Origin of the sequence: Paraburkholderia sp. RL17-347-BIC-D, from assembly GCF_046027915.1 — a bacterium.
GTDB lineage: Bacteria > Pseudomonadota > Gammaproteobacteria > Burkholderiales > Burkholderiaceae > Paraburkholderia.
The window spans coordinates 67,121-91,274 of the sequence record NZ_JARESS010000014.1; the positions used below are offsets into that span (position 1 = coordinate 67,121).

At 65.3% G+C, this 24,154-nt stretch carries 18 protein-coding genes; 11 read left to right on the plus strand and 7 right to left on the minus strand.

What is annotated here, in order from left to right; translation table 11 throughout:
• The first annotated feature begins 38 nt into the window (after positions 1-38).
• From P0D96_RS20420 to P0D96_RS20430, 3 genes are all read left to right on the plus strand, one after another.
• Entirely contained in the window at positions 39-494 is a 456-nt protein-coding gene (locus P0D96_RS20420) for an Rrf2 family transcriptional regulator (protein WP_408280423.1), read from the plus strand.
• A 144-nt stretch (positions 495-638) separates the two neighbouring features.
• Positions 639-1,286, plus strand: a complete 648-nt coding sequence (locus P0D96_RS20425; protein WP_408280425.1) for an NAD(P)-dependent oxidoreductase — start codon at positions 639-641, stop codon at positions 1,284-1,286.
• A gap of 178 nt (positions 1,287-1,464) precedes the next feature.
• Positions 1,465-4,089 carry a mechanosensitive ion channel domain-containing protein gene (locus P0D96_RS20430; RefSeq protein WP_408315029.1) on the plus strand — a complete coding sequence of 875 codons (2,625 nt, stop codon included), beginning with the start codon at positions 1,465-1,467 and terminating at the stop codon, positions 4,087-4,089.
• A gap of 111 nt (positions 4,090-4,200) precedes the next feature.
• Here the strand turns inward: P0D96_RS20430 and P0D96_RS20435 are convergent, their stop codons facing one another.
• A complete protein-coding gene (locus P0D96_RS20435; RefSeq protein WP_408315107.1) occupies positions 4,201-4,770 on the minus strand; it encodes a cysteine dioxygenase family protein in 570 nt (189 codons plus the stop codon).
• 236 nt (positions 4,771-5,006) lie between these two features.
• On the opposite strand from P0D96_RS20435, the gene P0D96_RS20440 reads away from it, so the two are divergent.
• Both P0D96_RS20440 and P0D96_RS20445 read left to right on the plus strand, forming a co-directional pair.
• Positions 5,007-5,480, plus strand: coding sequence for an Lrp/AsnC family transcriptional regulator (locus tag P0D96_RS20440; protein WP_132376926.1), 474 nt, complete (start codon positions 5,007-5,009; stop codon positions 5,478-5,480).
• A 203-nt stretch (positions 5,481-5,683) separates the two neighbouring features.
• Positions 5,684-5,893, plus strand: a complete 210-nt coding sequence (locus tag P0D96_RS20445) for a hypothetical protein (RefSeq protein WP_408175779.1) — start codon at positions 5,684-5,686, stop codon at positions 5,891-5,893.
• Positions 5,894-6,026: 133 nt separating this feature from the next.
• On the opposite strand, the gene P0D96_RS20450 is transcribed toward P0D96_RS20445, so the two are convergent.
• The gene (locus tag P0D96_RS20450) at positions 6,027-8,561 is read right to left on the minus strand and encodes an FUSC family protein (RefSeq protein ID WP_408315031.1); all 2,535 of its coding nucleotides are present in this window, start codon (positions 8,559-8,561) and stop codon (positions 6,027-6,029) included.
• Between the two features lie 203 nt (positions 8,562-8,764).
• Here P0D96_RS20450 and recC point away from each other — a divergent pair, with 203 nt between their 5' ends.
• The 3 genes from recC to P0D96_RS20465 are packed head-to-tail and all read left to right on the plus strand — an operon-like array spanning position 8,765 to position 18,080.
• On the plus strand, positions 8,765-12,148 hold the full coding sequence (gene recC, locus P0D96_RS20455) for an exodeoxyribonuclease V subunit gamma (protein WP_408315033.1): 3,384 nt from the start codon (positions 8,765-8,767) through the stop codon (positions 12,146-12,148).
• A complete protein-coding gene (gene recB / locus P0D96_RS20460; protein ID WP_408315034.1) occupies positions 12,145-15,837 on the plus strand; it encodes an exodeoxyribonuclease V subunit beta in 3,693 nt (1,230 codons plus the stop codon). The genes recC and recB overlap by 4 nt, the downstream gene beginning before the upstream one ends.
• Positions 15,834-18,080, plus strand: a complete 2,247-nt coding sequence (locus P0D96_RS20465) for an AAA family ATPase (RefSeq protein ID WP_408175776.1) — start codon at positions 15,834-15,836, stop codon at positions 18,078-18,080. The genes recB and P0D96_RS20465 overlap by 4 nt, the downstream gene beginning before the upstream one ends.
• 111 nt (positions 18,081-18,191) lie before the next feature.
• Here the strand turns inward: P0D96_RS20465 and P0D96_RS20470 are convergent, their stop codons facing one another.
• Positions 18,192-18,833, minus strand: a complete 642-nt coding sequence (locus tag P0D96_RS20470) for a VC0807 family protein (protein ID WP_408175775.1) — start codon at positions 18,831-18,833, stop codon at positions 18,192-18,194.
• Positions 18,834-18,986: 153 nt separating this feature from the next.
• Between P0D96_RS20470 and arfB the strand changes: the two genes are divergently transcribed.
• On the plus strand, positions 18,987-19,391 hold the full coding sequence (arfB, locus tag P0D96_RS20475) for an alternative ribosome rescue aminoacyl-tRNA hydrolase ArfB (RefSeq protein ID WP_012432640.1): 405 nt from the start codon (positions 18,987-18,989) through the stop codon (positions 19,389-19,391).
• Here arfB and P0D96_RS20480 read toward each other — a convergent pair.
• Positions 19,388-20,710, minus strand: coding sequence for an EAL domain-containing protein (locus P0D96_RS20480; protein ID WP_243658166.1), 1,323 nt, complete (start codon positions 20,708-20,710; stop codon positions 19,388-19,390). The two genes, arfB and P0D96_RS20480, sit on opposite strands and share 4 nt — an antisense overlap.
• A 518-nt stretch (positions 20,711-21,228) precedes the next feature.
• Here P0D96_RS20480 and P0D96_RS20485 point away from each other — a divergent pair.
• Positions 21,229-21,519, plus strand: coding sequence for a putative quinol monooxygenase (locus P0D96_RS20485; RefSeq protein WP_408280447.1), 291 nt, complete (start codon positions 21,229-21,231; stop codon positions 21,517-21,519).
• Positions 21,520-21,594: 75 nt separating this feature from the next.
• Here the strand turns inward: P0D96_RS20485 and P0D96_RS20490 are convergent, their stop codons facing one another.
• The 3 genes from P0D96_RS20490 to P0D96_RS20500 all read right to left on the minus strand — a co-directional run bounded on the left by P0D96_RS20490 (position 21,595) and on the right by P0D96_RS20500 (position 23,325).
• Positions 21,595-21,852, minus strand: a complete 258-nt coding sequence (locus tag P0D96_RS20490; RefSeq protein ID WP_007182306.1) for a hypothetical protein — start codon at positions 21,850-21,852, stop codon at positions 21,595-21,597.
• Positions 21,853-22,107: 255 nt separating this feature from the next.
• Positions 22,108-22,344: a hypothetical protein gene (locus P0D96_RS20495; protein ID WP_132374959.1), complete on the minus strand. Its 237-nt coding sequence runs from the start codon at positions 22,342-22,344 to the stop codon at positions 22,108-22,110.
• 261 nt (positions 22,345-22,605) lie between these two features.
• Positions 22,606-23,325: a YdcF family protein gene (locus P0D96_RS20500; RefSeq protein ID WP_408280450.1), complete on the minus strand. Its 720-nt coding sequence runs from the start codon at positions 23,323-23,325 to the stop codon at positions 22,606-22,608.
• Between the two features lie 266 nt (positions 23,326-23,591).
• Here P0D96_RS20500 and P0D96_RS20505 point away from each other — a divergent pair, with 266 nt between their 5' ends.
• Complete coding sequence (locus P0D96_RS20505) at positions 23,592-23,915, plus strand: hypothetical protein (RefSeq protein ID WP_132374957.1); 324 nt, start codon at positions 23,592-23,594, stop codon at positions 23,913-23,915.
• Positions 23,916-24,154: the final 239 nt, after the last annotated feature.

Here is a 24,154-nt window from a genome sequence, read left to right on the forward strand (position 1 = left end):
ACTATGGTTACACATTGTCGTCGCCGGGCGGGTTTGCTGTGAACACGAGTAGCCGGTTTGCATTCGCGGTGCATGTGCTCGCGCTGCTGTCGTTGCAGGAGGGCGCGCCGCTCTCGTCGGACATGATCGCGGGCAGCGTGAATACGAATCCCGCGCTGATCCGGCGGCTTCTGAGCATGCTGGCAGAGGCGGGGCTCACTACCTCGCAGCTCGGCGCGGGCGGCGGCGCGCTGCTGGCCCGAGCCCCTGACCAGATCACGCTGCTCGAGGTGTACCGTGCGGTAGACGACGCGCAGTTATTCGCGTTGCATCGCGAGGAGCCGAATCCGGCATGCATGGTCGGGCGCAACATCCAGGGCGTACTGCGCGGCATCATCGACGAAGCGCAGCAGGCCATGGAGGCCGCGCTCGGTGCGCGCACGCTGGCCGACGCCACAGCTGACGTGGTGCGTGCCGAGAAGCAGCGCGAACGCAAGAAGCGCTCGCACGGGTGACGTAGCAAAATAGCAGTACGGAAGGGCGCGTGGTGGTCGATCGAAGCACGCGCCTGGCAACGAACGGGGGCTCAAGCCCCTCTTTTTTCCGCGTTATATGTAATCGATGTGGTTACATATATGCTAACGACAGGAGCATTGAAAATGAGCAAACAGTTGAAGATCGCGTTGTTCGGCGCCACCGGCATGATTGGTTCGCGGATCGCCGCCGAAGCCGCCCGCCGCGGGCATCAGGTGACAGCTCTGGCGCGCAATCCGGCGCGCGTGCCGACCGATGTGGCGAACCTGAAAGCGGCGCAAGCCGATCTGCTCGACGCCGCGAGCGTCGGCGCGGCGGTGCGCGGCCACGACGTGGTGGCGAGCGCCTATGCGCCGCCGCCAGACGATCTCGCGGCGCTCGACAAGGCGACTCATGCGCTCGTCGAAGGCGTGCGCGCGGCGGGCCTGAAGCGCCTCGTCGTGGTGGGCGGCGCGGGTTCGCTCGAAGTGGCGCCGGGCAAGCAACTGGTCGATACGGAAGGCTTTCCGGACGCCTACAAGCCGATCGCGCTCGCGCATCGGAAGGTATTCGACTACTACCGCGGCGTGACCGACCTCGACTGGACTTGCTTCGCGCCGGCCGCGATCATCGCGCCGGGCGAGCGCACGGGCAAATTCCGCACGGGCGCGAACACGCTGCTGGCCGACGCCGAGGGCAATAGCCGCATTTCCGCCGAAGATTACGCGATTGCCTTCGTCGATGAACTGGAGCAGGGCCATTTCATCCGTCAGATCGCGACCGTCGCTTATTGAGCGTGAAACGAGGCAGAACCGGCCGCGCGCGGGCGTTACAAGCGCGACGTCAGGACCCACGCGCGGTCCTCACAACGTTTGAGCGCGCGCAAGCGTCCTAACATTCGGTTACGCAAGTTCGGTCGCTCCCGATAAAACTGCGGATACACTGGCGTCTCCCGTTTTCTTACGGATTGCCATGCAGTCATGCCCGTTGCGGCGTGAGTCCGAGGCTGCGCCGTCCAACGGCGGGCAGCCGGCGACCCACGCCGTCTTTCATTTTTCTTCCGACCGTGCCGCAGGCGACGCCCGTCGCGGCGCGCGCCCGCAACTCGGCGCGCGGCTCGGTGCATGGGCGGCCGCGGTCTTGGTCGCGCTGATCCTGTGTGTCGGCTGGCTGCCCGCGAAGGCGCTTGCCGCCGGCGCTGCCACCGGCACGCCCGTCATTCCGGCCTTGCAGAGCCTGATCAACAGTGCGACGGTGACGGCGACGCCCGCGTCTTCGGCCTCGGGCGCTTCGGCGGCGGAGGCGGCGTCCGCGCCGTCGCCGGCGAGTCAGGCGGAACTGGCGCGCTCGCTCGACAGCGTGATCTCCACGCTCGACAACGACCGCCAGCGCACCGCGCTCGTCGCCCAGCTCAAAAAATTGCGCGACGTCTCGCAAACCGTCGCACCGCCCGCGCCCGCGCAGCCGAGCCCGGGCTTGCTCGGCGCGATCGCGTCCGGCATCGCGTCGTTCGAATCCGATGTGCATCAGGGCCGCACGCCGGTCCGCTATTGGGGCGGCCGCTTCAACGCGGCCGGCAATGAGCTCTACACGATCATCTCGGGGCAGGGGCACGAGAGCTTCGGCCGCATTCTGTTTTCCATGTTCGCGATGCTGGCCGGCTGGGGCGCATGCGCCGGCGCGCTGATCTATGTGCAGCACCGGCTGTACCGGCGCTTCGGCATCGTCATGGGACTCCAGCCGAATCCCACCACGCGCGAACTGTTGATTTTCGCGCTGCGCCGTGTCGGACCCTGGATCATCGCCTTCCTGGCCGCGCTATTGTTCGTGCGCGCCATGCCCGATGCGCTTGGCCGCACGCTCGGCATGGTGGTCGCGTATGCGATCGTCGCGGGGGCGGTGTTTTCGGCGATCTGTCTGATCATGTTTTCGCTGTTCGGCTCGGGGCATCGGCGGATCGCGGTGCGCCTGCTGATCGATCATGCGCGGCGCGTGCTGTTCGTGGTCGGCGTGTGCGGTGCGCTCGGCGACGCCGCCGTCAATTACGACGTCGCGCATCAGCTCGGCTCGAACCTCGCCGCGTTGATTTCGACGGCGGCCAACATGACGGCCGCCGTCCTCACCGGCTATTTCGCGCTCGCGTTTCGCCGGCCGGTCGCGCATCTGATTCGCAACCGGCCTTACGAACAGCGCACCAATCACAAGGCCGCGACCGACGCCTTCGAAGTGCTCGCCGCGTTGTGGCACGTGCCCGTGCTGGTGCTCGCTACCGCGTCGGTGGTCGCCACGCTCGGCGGTTCGGGTTCGAGCGAAAACGTGCTGCAGATTTCGGTGGTGACCGCGGCTCTGCTGGTGCTGGCGTTCTTCCTGTCGGCTATCGTGTTGCGCCTGACGCGTCCGCGCAGTGCGCGCGCGCGTCGCCGCTCGCCGTATCTCACGCGCTTGCTGCGCTTTTTCGGCACGCTGGTGACGCTCTTCATCTGGCTGTTTTTCTTCGAACTCGCGGCGCGTTTGTGGGGTGTGTCACTCGCCGCGGTGATCGAGGAAAACGTCGCGGCGCGCGGTATCGCGCACGCGGTGACGGCGATCGTCGCCACCGTGTTCATTGCCTGGCTGCTGTGGATTCTGGTCGACACGGCGATCACCGAGGCACTCAATCCGGCCGGGCCGCGCAACAAGGCGCGCGCGCCGAGCATGCGCGCCCGCACGATGCTGCCGCTGGTGCGCAACGTGCTGCTGGTCTCGATCATGACGATCGCCGGCATCGTCACGGCGGCGAATCTCGGCATCAATGTCACGCCGCTGCTGGCGGGCGCCGGCGTGATCGGCCTCGCAATCGGCTTCGGCGCGCAGTCGCTCGTGACCGACCTGATCACGGGGCTGTTCATCATCATCGAGGATACGATTTCGGTGGGCGACTGGATCGACGTGGACGGCGGCCATGCGGGCACGGTCGAGCATCTGTCGATCCGTACGGTGCGGTTGCGCGACGGCCAGGGCGCGATTCACGCGATTCCGTTTTCGCAGATCAAGATCGTCAAGAACCTGTCGCGCGACTTCGCCTATGCGGTGTTCGAAGTGCGCATGTCGTTCTCCACCGACGTCGATCAGATCACGCAACTGATTCGCGAGGTCGGCGCCGATCTGATGGCCGACTTCCGTTACCGCCGTGAGATGCTCGGACCGATCGAGGTGTGGGGGCTGGACCGTTTCGATCCGAACTGGATGGTCGTGAAAGGGCAGATCAAGACGCGGCCGTTGCAGCAGTGGAGCGTGGCGCGCGCCTTCAATCTGCGTCTGAAGCGCAAGATGGACGAAGCCGGCATCGAGATTCCGGTGCCGCAGATGCGTGTGTACACGTCGTCGAAGGATAGCGAAGGGCAGCCTTTGCAGGACGACGAGGTGTCGGGATTCGCTCCGCACCCGCATGAGCATGTGCAGACCGCAGCGGCGTCGGCGGCGCGGGCCGTGCATGCGCCCCTCGCCGTGGCGCGCGATGTGTCGCATGAACCGCGGCCGGCGCCGCCGCCGACCGGGCAAACGGCGCCGATTCCGCCGCAGATTCCGACGGCAGGCGAGGTGAGCGGGAAGACTTGATGGCGCACGCGGTGCGTGGCTTTTGCGGGAGGGCGCGAGGCGTCGGCCTCGCGCGTCACTGCGTCACTAGATCGTCAGGCACGGAGTGCGGGGCAGCCGCGCCGCATCGTTTCAGGTCAGCGCCGGCACATCCGCCGCGCGCACGATGTCGTTGACGTGCGTCGCGATCTGCGCGCCCGCGACGCCGTAAATATGCAGCGAAACGGCCGGGGCATCGCTGCGATTACCCAACTGATGAATCCCGCCGCGGCCGCCTCGCACGAACGACACCGCGCCTGCGTTGCGCGCTGACGTACGCGTGGCGCTCGCGCAATGCTGCGCGCCGTTCCATTCGAATACCGTCTCGCTCAGCGCGCCATCCACCACCGCATAACCGCACCACGTGTGATGCGCGTGCACGGGGCTCGCCTGTTGCGGCAGCCACACCAGCGCCGCGATCGCATAACGGCCGTGCGGATCGGCAGCCAGCAGATGGCGCCGGTACTTCTCGACCGAGCCCTCGCGTTGCGCCGCCGTGAGCAAATCGGGGTTTGCCGCGGCGTCGGCGAGCGCGGTGCGCATGCTGCGGGCGAAGAACGTCGAATCCGACGGTTCGCGGAAATGGGCGCAGGCGTCGAATATCGCATCCAGGGCACCGCACAGGCGCGTGAGCGGCGCGTTGCGCCCGGCGCGCAACAGCATGTCCACCGGCTGACGCGAACCCGCCTGAGCCGTTTTAACAGGCTGCACGCGTTGGGCTGGGAGGCCTTCGGGGGACGCAGAGCGGAGGTCTTGACTCATGATCGTTGGGCAGCGGCAGACTGCTTATCGGTTATTTTCGGATAGCGATATTTATACCGGTTTGCCCGGAGAAAGAGTTTCCATATAATTCCCCTTGGAATCTGAAAAGTAGAATAATTTCCTATGGGGGTGTCACGATGGGAATGGATATCATCGACCGGAAGCTGCTGGAGTTGCTGCAGGAGGACGCGACCATGCCGATCGCCGAACTGGCGCAACGCGTGAACCTGTCGCAAACGCCTTGCTGGAAGCGGCTGCAGCGTCTGAAAGAGGCGGGCGTGATCCGCGCGCAGGTCGCGCTTTGCGACGCGCGCAAACTCGGCGTGGGCACGACGGTGTTCGTCGCGGTACGCACCAACCAGCACACGGAGGAGTGGGCGCGAACCTTTACGCATGCCGTGCAGGAGATTCCGGAAGTGGTGGAGGTGTACCGGATGAGCGGCGAAACCGATTACCTGCTGCGCGTGGTGGTGTCCGATATCGACGACTACGACCGCGTCTACAAGCTGCTGATCGCCGCCGTGCCGCTGTACGACGTGAGTTCGAGTTTTGCGATGGAGCAGATCAAGTATTCGACGGCGCTGCCGGTCAGGCCCGCCGTGGTGAGGTAGGGGGACAGGAGGCGGGTGCATCGTTTGCCGTTCGTCAGACAGCGAACCGTACGGCACGCCTGGTCAGCCGTTGAAGCTTCCGGCAAGCTCGCGCGCCTATGCCACCGAGCATGCCCACTGCAAGCCGTGTGCAAGCTCAGTGGGCGTAGAATGCCGCCTTCCCAGACACCATCCGCGACTGCCTCGCGAACCGAGCCCGCCTCATGAACAAACCGCCGCGCAAGAAGAACCCGACCTTTGGCATTGCCGTCTTCATCGTGGTCGCGGTATTGCTGGTGATCGCCACACTCTTCTATAACGCCATCAAGGAAAAGCACGATTTCGAGAGCCAGAACGCACCGGCGCCGTCGATTTCGTCCGAAGCGGCGGCAGCGGCCAACGCCGCGAAGCCGGCAAGCGGCGTGGCTCAGTAAGACAGCGCGTACATCGGTTGGAGCGTCGCGCTCAATGTGCCGGCGAGACGCTCGCCGTCATGCAGACGGCCAATCCATCTAAAAAGCTAAAGGCACGCCGACCGCACGAGGCGCAATGTCGGCCCACGCAGTTTCACTCGTCCGGCAGGCGAATCACGCTCGCATCCTTGCGAATCTGCGCTGCCGCCGACAGCATCTGCTTGCATTGATGCGCGAGCAACTTCATGTCATGCACGGCATCCGCCGAATAGCCCGGCGACTTCTCCGTTTCGACCACCATCGCATCGAGTTCGCGGCCCAGCAGTTTGATCTGCTCGTTCTGATCGGCGGCCGGCGCGGTGCCGGTTTCAGCTTCGGTGAGATTGTCGCGCACGACACTCAGCGCACGTTGCAGCGGCTGTAGCGAGACGCCTTCGACCTGCTGTTGCGCCGAGGTGCGCAAGAGCGGCGCGGCCGCGGTGATCTGCGAGGCGAGCACATGGCTGCGCACCAGCAGGCCGTTCAGTTCCGGTACGAACTTCTGCGCGGACTTCGGCTCGAGCATCATGCGCTGAAAGGCCTGGCCCAGATTGGCGAACGCGACGTGAACATTCTTGCGGGCGAGCCGGTAGCGATAATCGCGATCGAGCGCGGTCGCCGCGGCTGCGGCGGCAGCGGAGGCGCCGGCGGCCGGCTTCGCGGTCGGGTTGCTGACCGTGGTCGTGCCCGCACTGGCGCCGGCGTCGGCAATGGGTTTGGTTGTTGCATCGGTAGCCACGGCGGTCGCGGCGTTTGCGCTGCCGCTCGCAACGCTGCTTGTACCACCGCTTCTGCCACCGCTTGCACCTCCGCTTGCACCTCCCTTAACCGTCGCCAGCACCGGCTTGGCAAAGTCGATCGCCGGATCGGCCATCGCCGCCGCCGGGGCCCGCGCGCCGGCTTCGGTCACGGTGGCGACCACGGCGGCGGCCGGCTTGCCGCTCCACCACCAGCTTGCCTCCAGATACTGGCGCGTCGCGTTGATCATGTTGTTGACGAGCTTGCCCATCAAACGATATTCCCAGTACGGGAACAGGTGGCTCGCCGCGATCGCGATCGCGCAACCCACCACGGTGTCGATCGCGCGTTCGCCGATGATGCGCATGCTGCCCGGCGCCAGCAGATGAAACATGAGCAGCACATACGACGAGGTGAACACCACGCTCGCCGTGTAATTGAACAGCAGCAGGCTGTAGCTCATCACCATCGACGCGAACATCACGACCAGCAGGATGTGCGGTTCCTTGACGAAGATCATCAGCGCGATGCTCGCCGCGCAGCCGATCAGCGTGCCGACGATCCGCTGCCCGTTACGCTGTTTGGTCAGCGAATAGCCCGGCTTCAGAATGATAACGGTGGTCATCACGATCCAGTAGGCGTTGGTGAGCGGCAGCAGGCGCCCGAGCCAGAAGCCCACGGCGACGGCGATCGTCACGCGCAACGCATGGCGGAAACTCGGCGAGGCCATCGTCAGGTTCGAGAAAATCTGCCCGAACGGTACGCGCCGGCTCGACACGAATCGTGTGAGCGCCTGGTCGAGGCGCAATTCCGTCTCGGTCGTGCTGGGTTCGCTCGAGAGACTCTTGCGCATCTTGTCGATCAGACGCGTGGCGCTCCAGACGCGCCGGAAAGTCGATGAGATGGCCGAATAAGCCTCGTGGTTTTTTGCCGGCAGATCCTGCTTGCGCATCAGGTCGATTTCGAATTCGATGGCGCGCAATTCCGCCTTGACGTTCACGCGCCCACGCGGCGCATGGTTTTGCAGCACCGCAAGCCCGATCTCCTCGAGATCGGCTGCCGCCTTGCGGATCAGATCACGGTAGAACACCAGCAGATCGGAGCCGCCGAACGTATTGCGCACCAACGGGTAATCCGTATGCGCGCCGACGAACAGTTCGTGCAGATCGACCGTATTGATGAACAGATTGAACAGCATGGCGCGGCGCGGTTCGAGCTTGCCGCTCTTGAACTTGGGCAGATTGCGCAGCACGATGTCGCGCGCGGCGTCCTGGCGATCCACCGCGGTGATCTGCTTGTCGACCAGATTGCGATAACACTCGTCAAGATCGTTATCGAGGTCGTAGAACTCGGCGCGCGCCAGCAGATAGTCGGCGCACGCGAACACGCTTTCGGCCAGCGCCTGCTGCTCGATGCGATGCATCATCCAGCGGCTCACGAAGGTCGACCAGTAGGTGTACCAGAGGCCGCCAACCAGAATCCACGACGCATTGACGAGCGCCTGCATCGGCGTGAAGCGCTCTTCCAGCGTCATGATCATCATGAACAGCGTGGCAAAGCTAATTTGCGGCCAGCGGTTGCCGTACACGACGATCAGAGACAGCAGAAAGGTGAGCGGCACGACCGTGCACCACAACGCCACCGCGTTCACCGTGGCGAGCCCGGTGGCGAGCGCGGACAGGAAGCCGATCACCGTGCACGCCAGCATTTCGTTGTGCTTGTACTTGAGCGGGCCCGGCATATCGACGACACAGGCGCCGAGCGCGCCGGTCGCGATCGTGAAGCCGAGTTCGCGATCGTGAAACACGATCAGACACAGTACCGCCGGTAACGACACGCCGACTGCGATGCGCAGGCCGCCATAAAAGTACTGGCTGTAGAGGAATTTTTTTATTTCAACCGAATAGCGCATCGACTGCCTGGATTCCATTCACTGAGAAAACCGCGGTTGAAGGGGCAGACCCAAACTGCCGTCGAGTCTAACTGATTTTATGGCTGATCTGACCTCGTCCGTTCGGCCAGGTTCTGCCCTGGGGATGCGTTTGTTATGCTGTCGCTTCAATGTCAGTCGCGGCCTGGGCGTTCCGCCCGCGCCGCCCGCAAGCCCCGGGATCCATGCTCCAGCTCTTCTACTCGAATCGCTACGAAACCCTTGTCGGCGCGCTGCTCGACGACCTGGCACAAGCGCCGTCCGATCCCTGGACCGCGCAGCCCGTGATCGTCCCGAGCGCGGCGGTGCGGCGCCGGCTCGAGCTCGATATCGCCGCGCGCCAGGGCATCTGCGCGAATGTCGACTTTGGTTATCTCGCGCAATGGCTGTGGGCGCAGATCGGCGGCGTGATCACGGTGCCGAAGCATTCGCCGTTCGCGCCGGACCGGCTCGTGTGGCGCTGCTATCGGCTGCTGGGCCAAGTGGACGATGTGGACGAAGCGCTGCCCTGGAATGCGTCGCCGCGTCTGCGCACGTATCTCGATGCGGCGGACGCTTCGATGCGCTACGAACTCGCGCGGCGCGTGGCGACCGTGCTCGACCACTATCTGACCTATCGCCCGGAGTGGTTGCTGCAATGGCAGAAGGGCGGCTCGATCTTCGCGAGCGGCGCGGCTGACGATACCGGTCCGCGCCTTGTCGGCGCGAGTGAAGCGGCGCGCGAGGACGAGCGCTGGCAAGCGGCGTTGTGGCGCGCGGTGCTCACTGAACTGTCGGGCGACGCGCAGACTCCCGCGGCCGCCTTGCCGCCTGCTTACCGTTTTCTCGACGAAATCGGCACGCTCGATCTCGAGGCGATCTCGAACGCACAGTGGCCCGAGGCGGTCAGCGTGTTCGCGCTGCCGACCATGCCGCCGTTGCACGTGGCGCTGCTGCGCGCGCTCTCGCGCTGGGTCGACGTGCGGCTATACGTGATGAATCCGTGCCGCGAGTTCTGGTTCGACGTCGTCAGCGCGGGGCGCGTCGAAGCGCTCGACGCCGCCGGCCAGCTCGACTATCAGGAAGTCGGCCATCCGTTGCTTGCCGAGTGGGGCCGCCAGACTCAGGCGCAGTTGCACATGCTGCACGAATTGACCGACAGCGCCGCTTCCGGCGAGACCGGCGATTTCACCGGGAATCCGCAACCGAGCTGGCTTGCCGCCGTGCAGAACGGCATTCTCGATCTGCGCGACGAGACCGATGCCGACGAACTGCCGATCGAACGCGGCATCGAAGTGCACGTCTGTCACAGTCTGTCGCGGCAACTCGAAGTGCTGCACGATCGCCTGCTCGGCTGGTTCGATGAGTTCGACGATCTGCAGCCGTCCGACGTACTGGTCGCCGTGTCCGATCTCGCGGCGGCGGGCCCCTTGATCGACGCCGTGTTCGGCACCACGCCGCCTGGCGACACGCGCCGCATTCCGTACCGGGTCACCGGCTTGCCGCCGTCGCAGGCCAATCCGGTTGCGCGTTTGCTGCTCGATTGGCTGGCCTTGCCCGAGCGCAGCGTGGGCGCGCCGGATCTGATCGAATGGTTGCGCGTCGACGCGATTGCCGTGCGTTATGGGATCGACGCCAGCTCGCTCGAAGCCGCGCAGGAATGGCTCGCCGCAGCCGGTGCGCGTCGCGGGCTCACCCCGGTCGAGCCGACGGGCGAACACGTGCCGATCGCCCGTCATACGTTCGCGGATGCGCTCACGCGCCTGTATCTCGGCTATGCGATGCCGGAAGGCGGCGAACCCGTGGACGCCTGGCTGCCGATCGAAGGCGCCGGCGGCTCGGATGCGGAATTGCTCGGCCGCCTGTCGCGTTTCGTCGACGACATCGACAGCTTCGCGGCGAATTGCGCAATCGAGCGCGCGCCTGCCGAGTGGACGCAACTGCTGCTCGAAACGCTCGCGCAATGTTTCGACGGCGGCGTCGAGTTCGCCGATTCGCTCGCCGCCGTGCGCGACGCGATCGACAAGATGGGCGACGCGATGCAAGCCGGCGCGCAAGAAGTCGCGCTGCCCGCCGCGGTGGTGCGCGGCGCGCTCACCGAAGCGCTCGACGACCCCGCGCGCGGCGGCGTGCCCTGGGGCAGCGTGACGTTTTCGTCGCTGACCAGTTTGCGCGGCTTGCCGTATCGCGTCGTCTGCCTGCTCGGCATGGACGACGGCGTGTTGCCGAGTCTCGCGCGCGCCGACGAGTTCGATCTGATGGCCGCGTTCGGCAAAGCCGGCGACCGTCAGCGCCGCGACGACGAACGCAATCTGTTCCTCGATCTGCTGCTCGCGGCGCGCGATCGTCTCTTCATCGCTTATACGGGTCGCAGCATTCGCGACAACGCGCCGTTGCCGCCCGCCGCGCTGGTCGATGAATTGCTCGACCATCTCGCGCAGGTGTCGGCGGGCGAGGGCGCGAGTCCCGCCGAAGTCGAGAGCGCGCGGCATGCGTTTATCGTCGATCATCCGTTGCAGGCGTTTGCGTCGGACTATTTCTCGTCGCAATCCGAGCTGTTCAGCTACGACGCGGATCGCGCCGAGCTGGCCACGTTGCTGGCTGCGCCCACGCATGCCGCTGCGGCTCCGTTCTTCGATCGACCGTTGCCGCCGGAAGAGCCGGCGCCGATTGCCTTCGACGAATTCGTGCGTTTCTGGCGCCATCCGGCGCGGGCGCTGTTGCGCGACCGCCTGGGCATCGTGTTGTCGGAAGCACAAGGCGAATTGCTCGATACCGAGCCGTTCGACCTGGATTACGCGGGGCGCGATGCATTGGCGGACCGCCTTTTGCCCGTGCTGCTCGACGTGGATACGGACGACGACGTCGTGTTCGAGCGCGTGCGCCGTGTGGCGGCGGCGAGCCCGGAATTGCCGGGCGGCGCGACTGGCGCGGTGTGGCGCGCACGTGAGCTCGGTGCGTTGCGTCAGCTCGCCGACAGCGTGCGTCGCGAGGTGGCTTCGGGTGTCGAGCGTTTGCCGTTTGTGCTCGACATCGCGCCGCGCTGGCCCGCGAGCGAGGAGCTTGCCGGTGCGCTGTTCGGCCCGCATGACGCGCTGCTTCGGCAAGGCGCCGAAACGCCGCTGCAACTGCACGGCAGTCTGAACCTGCTCACCGAAACAGGACAAGTGATTTTCCGCTACGCCAAACCTACCGCACGCGACTATCTGTCGGCATGGCTCGCGCATCTGGTCTATTGCGCCGCGCAGCCGAACGGCCCGCGCCGCACCGTATGGCATGGCAGCGGCGAGAGTTTCGAACTCACGCCGGTCGCTGCGCCGCTCGACGAACTGGCGCCGCTTGCCGCGTTGTTCAAGGCAGGCCGCATGCTGCCGCTGCGCTTTTTCCCGAAGAGCGCGTGGACCAAAGTCAGCGAAAGCGATTCGGCCGCGCAAGGCATCTGGATTAACGACCGCGTGCGCGGCGAGTCCGACGATCCCGCCTTGCGGATCGCATTGCGCGGCACGCCGCTGACGCTCGACGAGCCGTTCGGCAGCCTCGCCGCGATCGTGTTCAAACCACTCATGCAACATCTGCGGAGCGCGTCATGAGCGGCGCCACGAAGCATTACGCGCTGGTCGCCGAAGAACTCGACGTGTTCGCCTGTTCGCTCGACGGCGTGAATCAGATCGAGGCGTCGGCCGGTACAGGCAAGACCTGGAATATCTGCGCGTTGTACGTGCGCCTGCTGCTCGAAAAGAACCTGAACGCGGACCAGATTCTCGTTGTCACGTTCACGAAGGCGGCGACCGCGGAATTGCATGAACGCATTCGCGGGCGTCTGGCCGAACTGCACCGCGCCATCGAAATGGATGACGACGGCGGCGATCCGTTCGTCCGCCGTCTCTTTGAAACGACGCTGGGGCCGGAGCGGGGCATCGAGCGCGAGGACGCCTTGAAGGTGGTGAGGCGCGCGTTGCGCACCTTCGACCAGGCGGCGATCCATACCATCCACGCATTCTGTCAGCGCGCGTTGCAGGAGGCGCCGTTTGCCGCCGCCATGCCGTTCGCCTTCGAAATGGAAGCCGACGACGCGGCGTTGCGCTTCGAAATGGCGGCTGACTTCTGGCGTGAGCAGGTGGAACCGGTAGCGCATGCGCATCCTGCGTTCGCCGCGTGGCTGGTGGCCAAACGCGCCGGTCCCGCTTCACTCGATGAACAACTCGCGCGGCGTCTGAAGAAACCGTTGGCGCAGTTGCGCTGGGGCAAGGTCGACGCGAGCGGCAATGGCACCGATCCGCAAGCTGGTTTCGAAGCTGCTTGCGACCTCTGGCAAGCGGAGCGCGATGCGATTGTGAGTTTGCTGACTCAGGCGCAAGACCGTCTGAGCAAGACCTCGCATAAGCCCGATCATGTGAGCGCCGCGATCGCTGCATGGACTGAGTACTTCGCGCAGGGCGACTGCCATGCGCCGCCGCCGAGGGCCGCGTTGAAGCTGACGGCCTCGGCGTTGAAGAAGGCCACCAAGGTCAAGTTCGAACCGCCCGAACATGCGTTCTTCGAGCACGCTGAAGCGCTGGCGGCAGCCGTGATCGCGGCCGAAGCCGCGCAACGCGCGCGCTGGCTCTCGCTCGTGCAAACCTGGCTCGACTACGCGCCCGCTGAACTCGTGGCGCGCAAACGCACGCGCCGCGTCGTCTCGTTCGACGATCTGCTGTCCAATTTGTACCGCGCGCTCGCGGCGCATCCGTGGCTTGCCGATGCGTTGCGCACGCGTTACCCGGCAGCGCTGATCGACGAGTTTCAGGACACCGATCCGCTGCAGTTCGCGATCTTCAGCCGCATTTTCGCGCCGGCCGGTCCGCTATTTCTGGTTGGCGACCCGAAGCAGGCCATCTACAGTTTTCGCGCGGCGGATCTGCACACCTATCTGGCGGCGCGTGAGGCAGCCTCCGCGTGCTACACACTGGCCGTCAATCAGCGCTCGACCGCGCCCATCGTCGAGGCTTGCAACCGGCTCTTCGAAGCGAATCCGCAAGCGTTCGTGCTGGATGGCCTCGACTATCAACCGGTGCGTGCGGGCGAACGGCGCAGGCTGCCGTTTTCCGATCCGGACACGAGCGCAGGCGACTTCCGTATCTGGACCTTGCCGCAAGGCGACGCCGCGCTGACCAAACGCGAGGCTCAGCGCGAAGCGAGCGAAGCGTGTGCCGCCGAGATCGTGCGGCTCCTGCGCGGTGCGCGCGAAGGCGCGGTGACGATCGGCGATGCGCCGCTCGCGCCGGGCAACATCGCGGTGCTGGTGCAAACGCATAAGCAGGGCAGTCTGATCAAACGAGTGCTGGCCGCGTGGGGTGTCGGCAGCGTGGAGCTGGCGCAGGCGTCGGTGTTCGCGACGCTCGACGCCGAACAGATCGAACGCGTGCTGGCCGCCGTCGATACGCCTGGTGATCTGCGCCGTCTGCGCGCCGCGCTGGCGACCGATTGGCTGGGCCTCGACGCCGCGGCGCTGTGGCGGCTCGAGCAGGTCGCCGACGCGCCATCGGTCGCCGACGATCCCGCGCACGCCGGCGACGCGATGGGCTGGGTCGAACGTTTTTCGCGCTACCGCACGCTGTGGCACGAGCGCGGCTTCGCGGTGATGTGGCGCGCGCTGATGCGTGAGCTACGCGTCGCGCAACGGCTGGTTGCCGCAGCGGACGGCGAGCGGCGCCTGACGAACGTGAACCACCTGGCCGAACTCGTGCAGGCGCGCGCCGCGACGCAGCCCGGTATCGCGCCGACCTTGCGCTGGCTCGCCGCGCAACGCACCCAGGGCGGTGGCGACGACGCGCAGTTGCGTCTCGAGTCGGATCGCAACCTCGTGCAGATCGTCACGGTCCACAAATCGAAAGGGCTCGAATACGCGGTGGTGTTCTGTCCGTTCCTGAACGACGGCGCGTTGCGCGAACCGCCGTCGTCCGGTTTGCCGGATGCGCGCGAGTATCACGACGAAACCGGCGCTGCGGTGCTGCACTACGGTTGCGACGACGCGGAGGCCGAGCATGCGTCGCGTTACGCGGTGCGCGAACAGGCGGCGGAACGGGCGCGGCTCGTCTACGTTGCGTTGACGCGTGCGGTGTACCGCTGCTATCTGGTCGCCGGCACGTATCTGTCGTCGCGCTCCAGCAAGGAGTCACGCCGCAGCGTGTTGAACTGGCTCGTGGCCGGCGGTGGTCATGATTTCGGCGACTGGCTCGCCGAGCCGCCTGACGAAGCCGCGTTGTCGGCACGCTGGCAGGCGCTGGCGGGTGGCCCGATCACGTTGCAGGCGCTGCCCAGGCCGCAGCGCCGCGTGCCGCTCGAAAGCCTTCAGGACCGCGGCGCGCGAATGCAGGCGCGAGCCAACCGCCGGCCGTTGCGCGATCAGTGGCGCATGGCGAGTTTCAGCGGCCTGATCGCCGCCGGCAGTAAAGCCGAAGAAATGCATGCGCCGGCGGAAGAGGTGCGTCCCGATCACGACGAGATTGCCGATGCGCTCGTCGTCACGCCGGCACCCATGCCACAGGCGCCGGCCTACGATGAAGACGACATCCTCGCGTTTCCGCGTGGCGCCGCTGCGGGCGATTGTCTGCATCGCATGTTCGAACTCGCTGATTTCACCGAGCCGCACACATGGACCGACGCCATCCGCGGGGCGTTGCGCGAGCGTCCGGCTCCGGCTGTGCCTGAACTCGCCGCACGCTTGCCGGCGATGATGCACAACCTGCTCAGGGACGTGGTCACTGCCGAACTGCAGCCCGGCATGACACTCGCCAAACTGAACCCGCGCCGGCGGCTGAACGAACTCGAGTTTCTGTTCGCGGCGCCGTCGCTCGATTTCCCCGCGTTGCGTGAACTTCTGATCGAACACGGCTATCCCGACGTCGCACTGGAACCCGGCGTGTTGCGCGGGTTCGTCAAAGGATTTATCGACATGATCGTCGAGCACGACGGACGGTTCTGGATCGTCGACTGGAAATCGAACCATCTGGGCGACACCGCCGCCGACTACGCCGCCGCGCCGCTCGAAGCGGCCATGGCGAGCCACGCGTATCACCTGCAGGCGCTGCTTTATACGGTCGCGCTGCATCGTTATCTGAAAACGCGGGTGCGCGATTATTCGTACGACACGCACATCGGCGGCTATCTGTATCTGTTCGTGCGCGGCGTGCGTCCGCATTGGCGCGACGCCGACGGACCGGCGGGCGTGCATATGCGGCGCCCCGCATTCCAGCTGGTTGCGCTGCTCGACGCGGCCATGATCGGGGGTGTCGCATGAGCGCGTTCGAACAGAGCACATCGGCGCCGCCAGAGCTCGACGACATCGGCGTGAATCTGCCCGCGCCGGCGGATTTCAGTATCGCGCTCGCCGAAGGTTTCGCGCGCCGCATCGGCGCGCTGGCGCGGCGTGGCGGCGCGTCGGCTGAGGCGGTCAAGTGGGCGGCGCGGGGTGCATTCGCCGCGAGCCGCGCGACGGCTGAAGGGCACGTGTGCGTGCCGCTTGCGGTGCTGGCGCGACGCTTCGAGGCGTCGAGCGCCGAAGCTCGCGCGGCCTTGTTCGCTAGCGGCATGGCGAGCGATGGTTCGCAAAGCGCGGCGGCGTTGCGGCCGCTGGTGGTCGATGGGCAAGGGCGCTTGTATCTGGCTCGCTATTACGACTACGAGCGGCGGCTTGCACGCGCGCTGGTGGCGCATGCGGAGGCGGGGGCGGAAGCGGGCCAGCGGACGGAGGCGCGGACTCGTGCGCTTGACACTGCGCACGACGATTCTCACGCGGGATTGTTTGCCGGCGCTGACGCCGATGCGCGTACAGGCGCGAGAGCGAGCGCTGCGGCCAACGTCGGCGCCGACGCTGGCGCGGGTGCGGGAACCAGAGTGAACACGAGCGCGAGCCCCGACGCCCAAACCCTACACGAGCGTCTCCTACGCTATTTCGGTCCGCCCAAAGACAACGAAGTCGACTGGCAACGTGTCGCGGCGGTCATGGCGCTGTCTGGGCAACTCACCATCGTCAGCGGCGGACCCGGCACCGGCAAGACCACCACCGTGGTCGGCGTGCTGGCCTGCCTTCTCGATGCGCGTGCGGATTTGCGCATCGCACTCGCGGCGCCCACGGGCAAAGCCGCGCAGCGCATGCAGGAGGCCTTGCTCGCGCGCGCCGGCGATTTACCGCCTGAACTCGCGGCGCGTTTGCCGCAGACGTCGTACACCCTGCATCGTTTGCTCGGCTCCGGGCCGGGAGGACGCTTCCGGCATCATCGGGACAATCCCTTGCCTTACGACGTCGTCGTGATCGACGAGGCGTCGATGATCGACGTCGCCATGGCCGCGCATCTGCTCGACGCCATTGCCCCGCAGACGCGTCTCGTGATGCTCGGCGACAAGGACCAACTCGCCGCCGTCGAGGCCGGCGCGGTGTTCGCCGAACTCAGCGCGCGTCCGGCTTTTACGCAAGGTGGTTTGCGGCGGATCGCCGAGGCGCTCGGCATCGACGAGACAGGGCTTGCGCAGGCATTGCCGGGTGCATCGCGGGGCTTCGGCGCGGAGCCTGCCGATATTTTCGCGCAACCCGATGCGCCGGACGACGATCTGTTCGCCTATACAGGTTCGCCGGACGCTTTCGATGAACCACCGGCGAGCGACCTTTTCGAAAGCGCAGCACCAGCGCCGACGTCCGCCTCGTCCACGCAAAGCCCGCTTGCCGATTGCGTCGTCTGGCTCGAGCGCAACTATCGGTTCGGCCTGGAGTCACCGATCGGCCGACTGTCGCTCGCAATTCGCAACGGCTCGGCGAGCGCCGCGCTCGATGTCCTGCACACCGATCCCACGGACACTTGCGCTGCAGCGCTTCACGAAGATACGCATGCGACGCTTGCCGAGCGCACCGTCGCACGGCTCGCCGCAGGTTTCGCGCCCTACGCCGAGGCGCTTGCCACAGCGCTAGCAGCCGAAACGCCTGACCCATTGCCGCTGTTCGACACGTTGAATCGTTTCCGCATTCTGTGCGCGACCCGCTCCGGGCCACGCGGCGTCGATCAGGTGAACGCGGTAATGGCGGCGCAGGTGCGGCGCGCGGCGGGGGTGACGCTGGCTGTGGGCGCGCAGTGGTTCGCCGGGCGTCCGGTGATGGTGACGCGCAACGATTACGCGCTGGGTCTCTTCAACGGCGATATCGGCATTGCGCTGCCGGGCGCGAGCGGCGCGTTGCGTGTGTATTTCCGGACCGGCGACGGCGGTTTGCGAGCGGTGTCGCCGGCGGCGCTTCCACCGCACGACACCGCGTTCGCGCTCACGGTTCATAAGTCGCAAGGCTCGGAGTTCGAGCACGCGGTGCTGATGCTGCCGTCGGTATTCAGCCGGGTGTTGTCGCGCGAACTGGTGTACACGGCGATCACTCGCGCGCGAGAACGGGTGGAAGTGATCGGCGGGCGCGCCGTGCTGGCGCAGGCAATTGCGACGCCGACACAACGCGACTCAGGGTTGGCCGCGCGGATAGCGGAGGTGTGGCGCGGCGGTAAATAGTAGGTGCGGCTAGCGCGGGCTGCTTGGCAGCCCGATCACGCAAATTGAGCGGTAGAACGGCAGAACGGCAGAACGGCAGAACGGCACAATCGCATTTCGCGCCGAACCCGCTCAACTAGCAGCGCCACCCGACTGCACACGCGCCTCGACGCGCCCACGCATGCTCTTTCGATACCAGAACGTCCACAGCGTGAGGCCGCCATAAATGCCATAGCCGATAAACGGCGAGACCACCAGGAAGCGCTCGATCGGCCACGTTAGCGCCATCCACGCACGCAGCGCCGTTTCGCCAGTCAGGCCGATGCCCCACACCAGCGTCATCAGCCGCATCGCGCTGACGAGAGCAGGCCGCTCCTGCCACAGTGCTTCGAAGCGCGCCGCGCCGCCCTCCATTTCGCGGGCGACGGTGGCGCGCGCGAGATAGAAGATCAGCGGGCGGCGCATCGGCAACGAGAGCAGAAACACCACGCCGACCGCGCCGGACACCAGCGACTCGCGCAACAGCAGCATGCGCGGACTGCCACCGAGCGCCATCGCCGCAACCGAGAGCACGATGCCGGTCACCACCAGCACGCTCAGCGCGTCGACGCGCCGAAAACGCACGAGTTCGATCAGACTCCAGACGATCGGCGGCACGGCCGACGCGACCAACGCGCCGGTCTCGCCCAGGCGCGGCAGCGCAAGCCGGTACGCGAGCCACGGCAACAGAAAGTTGACGGCCAGTTCCAGCACAAAACCTGGACGGAGTTTCATGTGAATTTACGCTGTAAGCGAAAAACGCAGTATCGATGAACTGGCCGCGTGGACGCAAATAGTTTTTCGCATCGGCAGACGCGCTCGATAGTCCGTAGTCGGTGATCGGTCGCGCGCTGTGTACACTCATGTTTCCCGATTCAAGCTCGCGTCATGACATCCCGCTATCCAATCCCGCCGAACGAAATCGAACTGACCGCAGTGCGCGCGCAAGGAGCGGGCGGCCAGAACGTCAACAAGGTCTCTAGCGCCATTCACCTGCGCTTCGATGTGCAGGCTTCGTCGCTGCCCGAAGTGTTGAAAATGCGCCTGCTCGCGCTGTCAGATCATCGGCTTACGCGTGATGGCGTCGTGATCATCAAGGCGCAGGAGCATCGGACTCAGGAGATGAACCGCGCGGCGGCGCTGGCGCGGCTCGATGAACTGATCGAAAGCGTCAGCGTGACGCGCAAGCCGCGCGTCGCAACCCGGCCGACGCGCGCGTCGAACCTGCGGCGCCTCGACGGCAAGGCCAAACGCAGTGAGATCAAATCCGGCCGCGGCCGGGTGGACGACTAGCGCTTGCTGCCGCGCCCCGTCGGGCGCGCATCCGCGGTCGTGGCAGCCGGCACGAAGTCGACGCACAGCACATGCGTGCCGTCGTCGTACTCGAAGGCGAGGGCCGCGGTGTAGCAGTCCTGACCGTCGGCGAGCGAATAATGCGGACCCATCATCGCGACGCGCCCCGGTGCGGCGAGCGCATGCTTGAAATAGGCCCGCCGCGACCAGTTGCTGCGGGTATCGGTGTAGAGCGGCGCGAGCCGTAGCGGAGGCGGCGGCACCGAGGCGGCCGTGACCGAGGGCTGGGTCTGCTCGCCCTGTCCGTCGGTGATGAACACACGGCGTGCTTCGCGCAGATGCCAGACCTTTTGCGCCGCCTGGCGCAGATCGCCGGTGGACTTGTAAGTCTCGGCGGCCGCCAGCACTGCTTCAGCGAAGCCTTCGAAACCGAGCCGCTGATGGCCCGCATGCTCGCGTTCGTAGTCGGCGAACTTGCCCCACATCGATTCGATCAGCGCAGGCACCTTCGCGCAGGCCGCCTGCACGGAACTCTTCGGTTGACCGAGCCAGAAACCCTGGACGAAATCGACGTCGGCCTCCATCAGAATCATCAGCTCTTCGTCGGTTTCGACGCCTTCAGCCAGCACCAGCGTGCCGGACTGATGCAGCATCGAGACCAGGTGGCTGATCATCGAGTCGTCGCCTTCACGCTTGCCGGCGCGCGCGACCAGCGAACGGTCGAGTTTGACGATGTCAGGGCGGAAGCGCCACACGCGATCGAAGTTCGAGAAGCCGGTGCCGAAGTCGTCGATCGCGATCAGGAAGTCGCGCGGCTGTGACGCGGCGAGCATGCTGGCGACAGCGGATTCGTCGTCGGCGGGCTGCTCGAGCACTTCGATCACAATGCGCTCCTGCGGCAGACCGAAGTGCGCCGACAGTTCGTCGATGAACGCGCGTTGCGGCCAGCCGGTTTCGAACACCTGCGGGCGTGTATTCAAAAACAGCCAGCCGGTGCTGATGCCTTGCTCCATGAAATTCGCCACATGCAGGCAGCGTGCGATGCGGTCGAGCTCGCGGGCGTCGGCCGCCGAGCGGGTGCCGGAAAAGAGCACGTCAGGCGAGACCGGCAGACCGACCGGATCGAACGCGCGCAGCAACCCTTCATACCCGACCACGCGCTGGTGTGTCACCGACAGCACCGGCTGGAACACGCTGTGCAAAGTCAGCGCGCGCCACGTCGCGGTCCAGCCGGACTCGTCCCGGACCAGATGCGGGAGCAGGCCGCTCAGGGTCAATTCGCTGACGGATGGCATAAAGGCAGGCAGGAGAGCGGACATGGCGACATCGCGGCAAGCGGGTGACGGGACGCGCCAGGCCATTCGGCGCGCAACGGATGCACGGCCCACACGTGCGCTGGGCAGGTCGGATAAAGCCCGGAAACGCGGAGAGCGATGCCAGCCATGCTGGACTCCGGCGAACTAGTCAAAACCAGTCTAACAGTTTGCAATTCGCGTGAATGTGCGGGTAATCACAGACGCGGGGTCATATCCGCGGTGATGCCGATCTCCACGCCAATCGGCCGTCTGGCTTGAGTTTTGCGCCCGTTTGCCCCGCGCAAAACCGCTTGCGCCTGGCGCTCTCAATCGCCTGTATGAAACCGAGGGTAACAGGGCGGCAAGCGGACACCCGCCAAACTCCAGGCAAGGACGGTACTCGGACGTCTGGAGGTTCGAACGGGCGATCCGGTCAGCGCGGCCGAAACCTGAACAGGCACGCCGCTGCCTTGCGCGCAGGCCGCCAGCAGGTTCGGCGGGCGGCGGGTATGCTGCTGCTTTTCGTGAAAGGGAGGTCAGGCATGTCGGAAATCGCGGTGGTCGCAATCTCGGTGGCGAAGCCGGGCTATGAAGAGCAATTGCGGCAGGCGCTCGAAGGGCTGGTCGGGCCGACGCGCAAGGAGCAGGGAGCGCTTCAGTACGATTTGCACCGCGACGTGCAGGAGCCGCGCCAGTTCGTGTTTGTCGAGCGTTGGGAAAGTCATGAAGCGCTCGCGGTGCATGCCAGATCGGCGCACATCGAGGCGTACAAAAAAACGGTGGCGGACTGGGTGGAACACGCGGAAATTCGCGTCGTGTCGAAGATCGCCTGAACCTTCAGACGAGTTGCACAACGGCGAGCGAACCGCCGGGCGCGATCAGCCCGGCACGGCGCTCGCCGTTTGTTTTTAATGCGTGGCTTGCGGGACGTCGAGAATCAGGATGATGGTCCAGTCGGCGTCGCCATCATGGTGATACTGGCGTTCCGCGACGATGAACGGCTGCTGCTTACCGTCCGGGCCGAGAAACAGCACGTCGCCTTCCATCGGCAGGCATTCGACGGGCGGCAGCGCCAGAAACGCTTCCTGACCGCCGCGCGGCATCAGTTTTTCGATTTTGCGAGATGCCGCTTCAGTCCATTCGATATCAAGCTGGATGTTGCTCATGCTGTCCTCCGCACCAAGGTGCGCACGGGTTAGGGGAGTCCGGCCAGGCGCCGGTCGGTGCGCGACTTTAGCACACCGCCAGCGGGGCGCCGCCGGCCTTGAGCCGCCGGCGCGGGACAAGTCGGCGCGGTGCGCTGCTCCGCGTCTGGCGAGTCTTTCGCCAGTCCATTAAACAACAAAAAAGCCGAAGCCGACGGTGCCGGCTTCGGCTTTTCACCTTCGCGGCGCGGCCGCGGGTGAGTCGGGTAACCGCGCTTAGGAGCCGGCGTCGGCCTTGGGGGCCTTCTTGTGAGGGGCCGACTTGTGGTGTTTCATCGGCTTGGCCGGTGCGCTTTCCATTGCTTGCTGGCGGTTTTGCAAATCTTGCGCGCGCTGCTCGACGTCGGCGGCCTTGGCCGGATCGGTGCTCATCATGACGCCGTTGTCCTGCGCATAAGCCGCGCCCGTTACGGCACTGAGGGAAACCAGGATCGCCAGGGACACTTTCTTCATCGCTACCTCCGCAGAGTGGTTGTGGACCCGAGTACTTGCCTGTCCAAACGGAAAGACAATGCATTCTAGCCAGCAATATCCGCTCCAACAGACGGTTTTGTAACTGCAATGACAATTCGTTACATCTTGTTACGCTCAAACGGCGGTCGCGATGCGCGGTGAGTCGAGCGGGAAGTCACGATAACCCGTTGCCGCTCAAGAGCATTCTTCGTATGTCTAAATAAATCGGCCTGTGATGCAGTTTGAGTTCAGTAGTGAATTTCAGAACCAGCCGATCGCGCGATAGACGTGAAATTGCGCGATGCCGATCAATTCGTGCAGCGCAGTCTCCGCGGACACCAGGTTGTCATATCGCGGCAGTACACCGAGACGTGCGCCTATCGCGTTCGAGATCAGCGGTTGTGGCGCGAGGCCGAAGCGATGGAAGTCGAGCAAGGCGCGCGGCATCTGGTAGGCGGAGGTGATGAGGATCAGCGAATCGTAATCTGAGCCCTGCAAGATGGTGGAAACGTTGCGCGCGTTTTCGTAGGTCGTGAGGCTGCTGTTTTCCAGCACGATGTCCGAGCGTGGCACCTGTCGGCGCAGCAGGTAAGGCAGATAGGTGTCGGCTTCAGTCGCGCGATGCCGCTGCGGATTGCCGCCGCTCACGATCACATGGCAGGTATCCGCCGCGCGTTTGCAGGCAGCGTAGTTCTCGGCGCTCGCCGCAATGCGCGCAAGCACGTCGCGCGGGGGCACGAGGACGTGGTCGTCGTCGTAGATCGTGCCGCCGCCCAGCATGATGATCGCGGTGCGCGGCGCGAACGTGGCGGGCGTCTCGGTCCGCCAGTGCGGCTGCGCCAATTTCAGCAAGGGCGCGGTGAGCCAGCCGGCGGCGAGCAGCCAGAAGACGGCGACGGTGCAGACGGCTAGAGGTCGGCGGGCGCCTTTCCATAGCACGATTGCTGCAAAAAAAAGCGCTAATAAAGTGAATAGAATCAATTTAAATGCGGTAACGTATGTCTTTCGGGACAAATCCACGGGCTTGCTATGGCGCCGCACCGGTTGCATCGCCAGTTCGTGGACAGAACGCTAACATGCCGTTCAGACGGGGGTTCCGAAAACGAGACCAGGCAGCACCTGGCGGAATTCGACTGCACGAGTTGCGGTCAGCTTCCAGCCAAGGGCGGGTGCTACGCGCGTCACTGGTGGCGCGGTGACGTGTTGGGCATAAATGTGTCATAGCTGCACTTTAAGAAAGAAGTGAGATGACCACGTATTCCAACGAAGCGGTACTTGAAGCGCTGCGGCGGGCGCAATATCGCCAGGTCCCATGGGCTAGAAGGCCGGGTGTTTTCCAATATCTTCGCGCACTAGGCTTGATGGACACCGTTCGGCAGCGCACTGTCGCGCCGGCTCCGGGTTTCCACGCACCTGTCGATATCGCCGTGCTCACTGAGCGGGGCAGAGCCGAGTTCGCGCGGCTCGCCCATGACGAACGTCTGCTCACCTGGACAGCACAGCGCATGAACGACTACGTTGTCGCTACAGCCGACACGCGGCCCACCGCCGCGCTCGAAGTCCGGCCTTAGGTCCGGCGGGCTGGCAGGCGTTGTTTTCCGGCCGCTTCGTGCGGCTGGCGGTGTCTCCATTGTTGCGTCCATCCGCGTCATGACACTTGCGTCGCGCCGTGCGTCTTTGCGCGCGTGCAGGTAATCGCGCGGCCATCGATCACGCAGCGAAAGCCTGAAAAAAAGCCCGTATCGCGAGGATACGGGCGTACCGGAATTACTACTGCCACGCTGTGCTAATGGCGTTAAATCAGACTGGC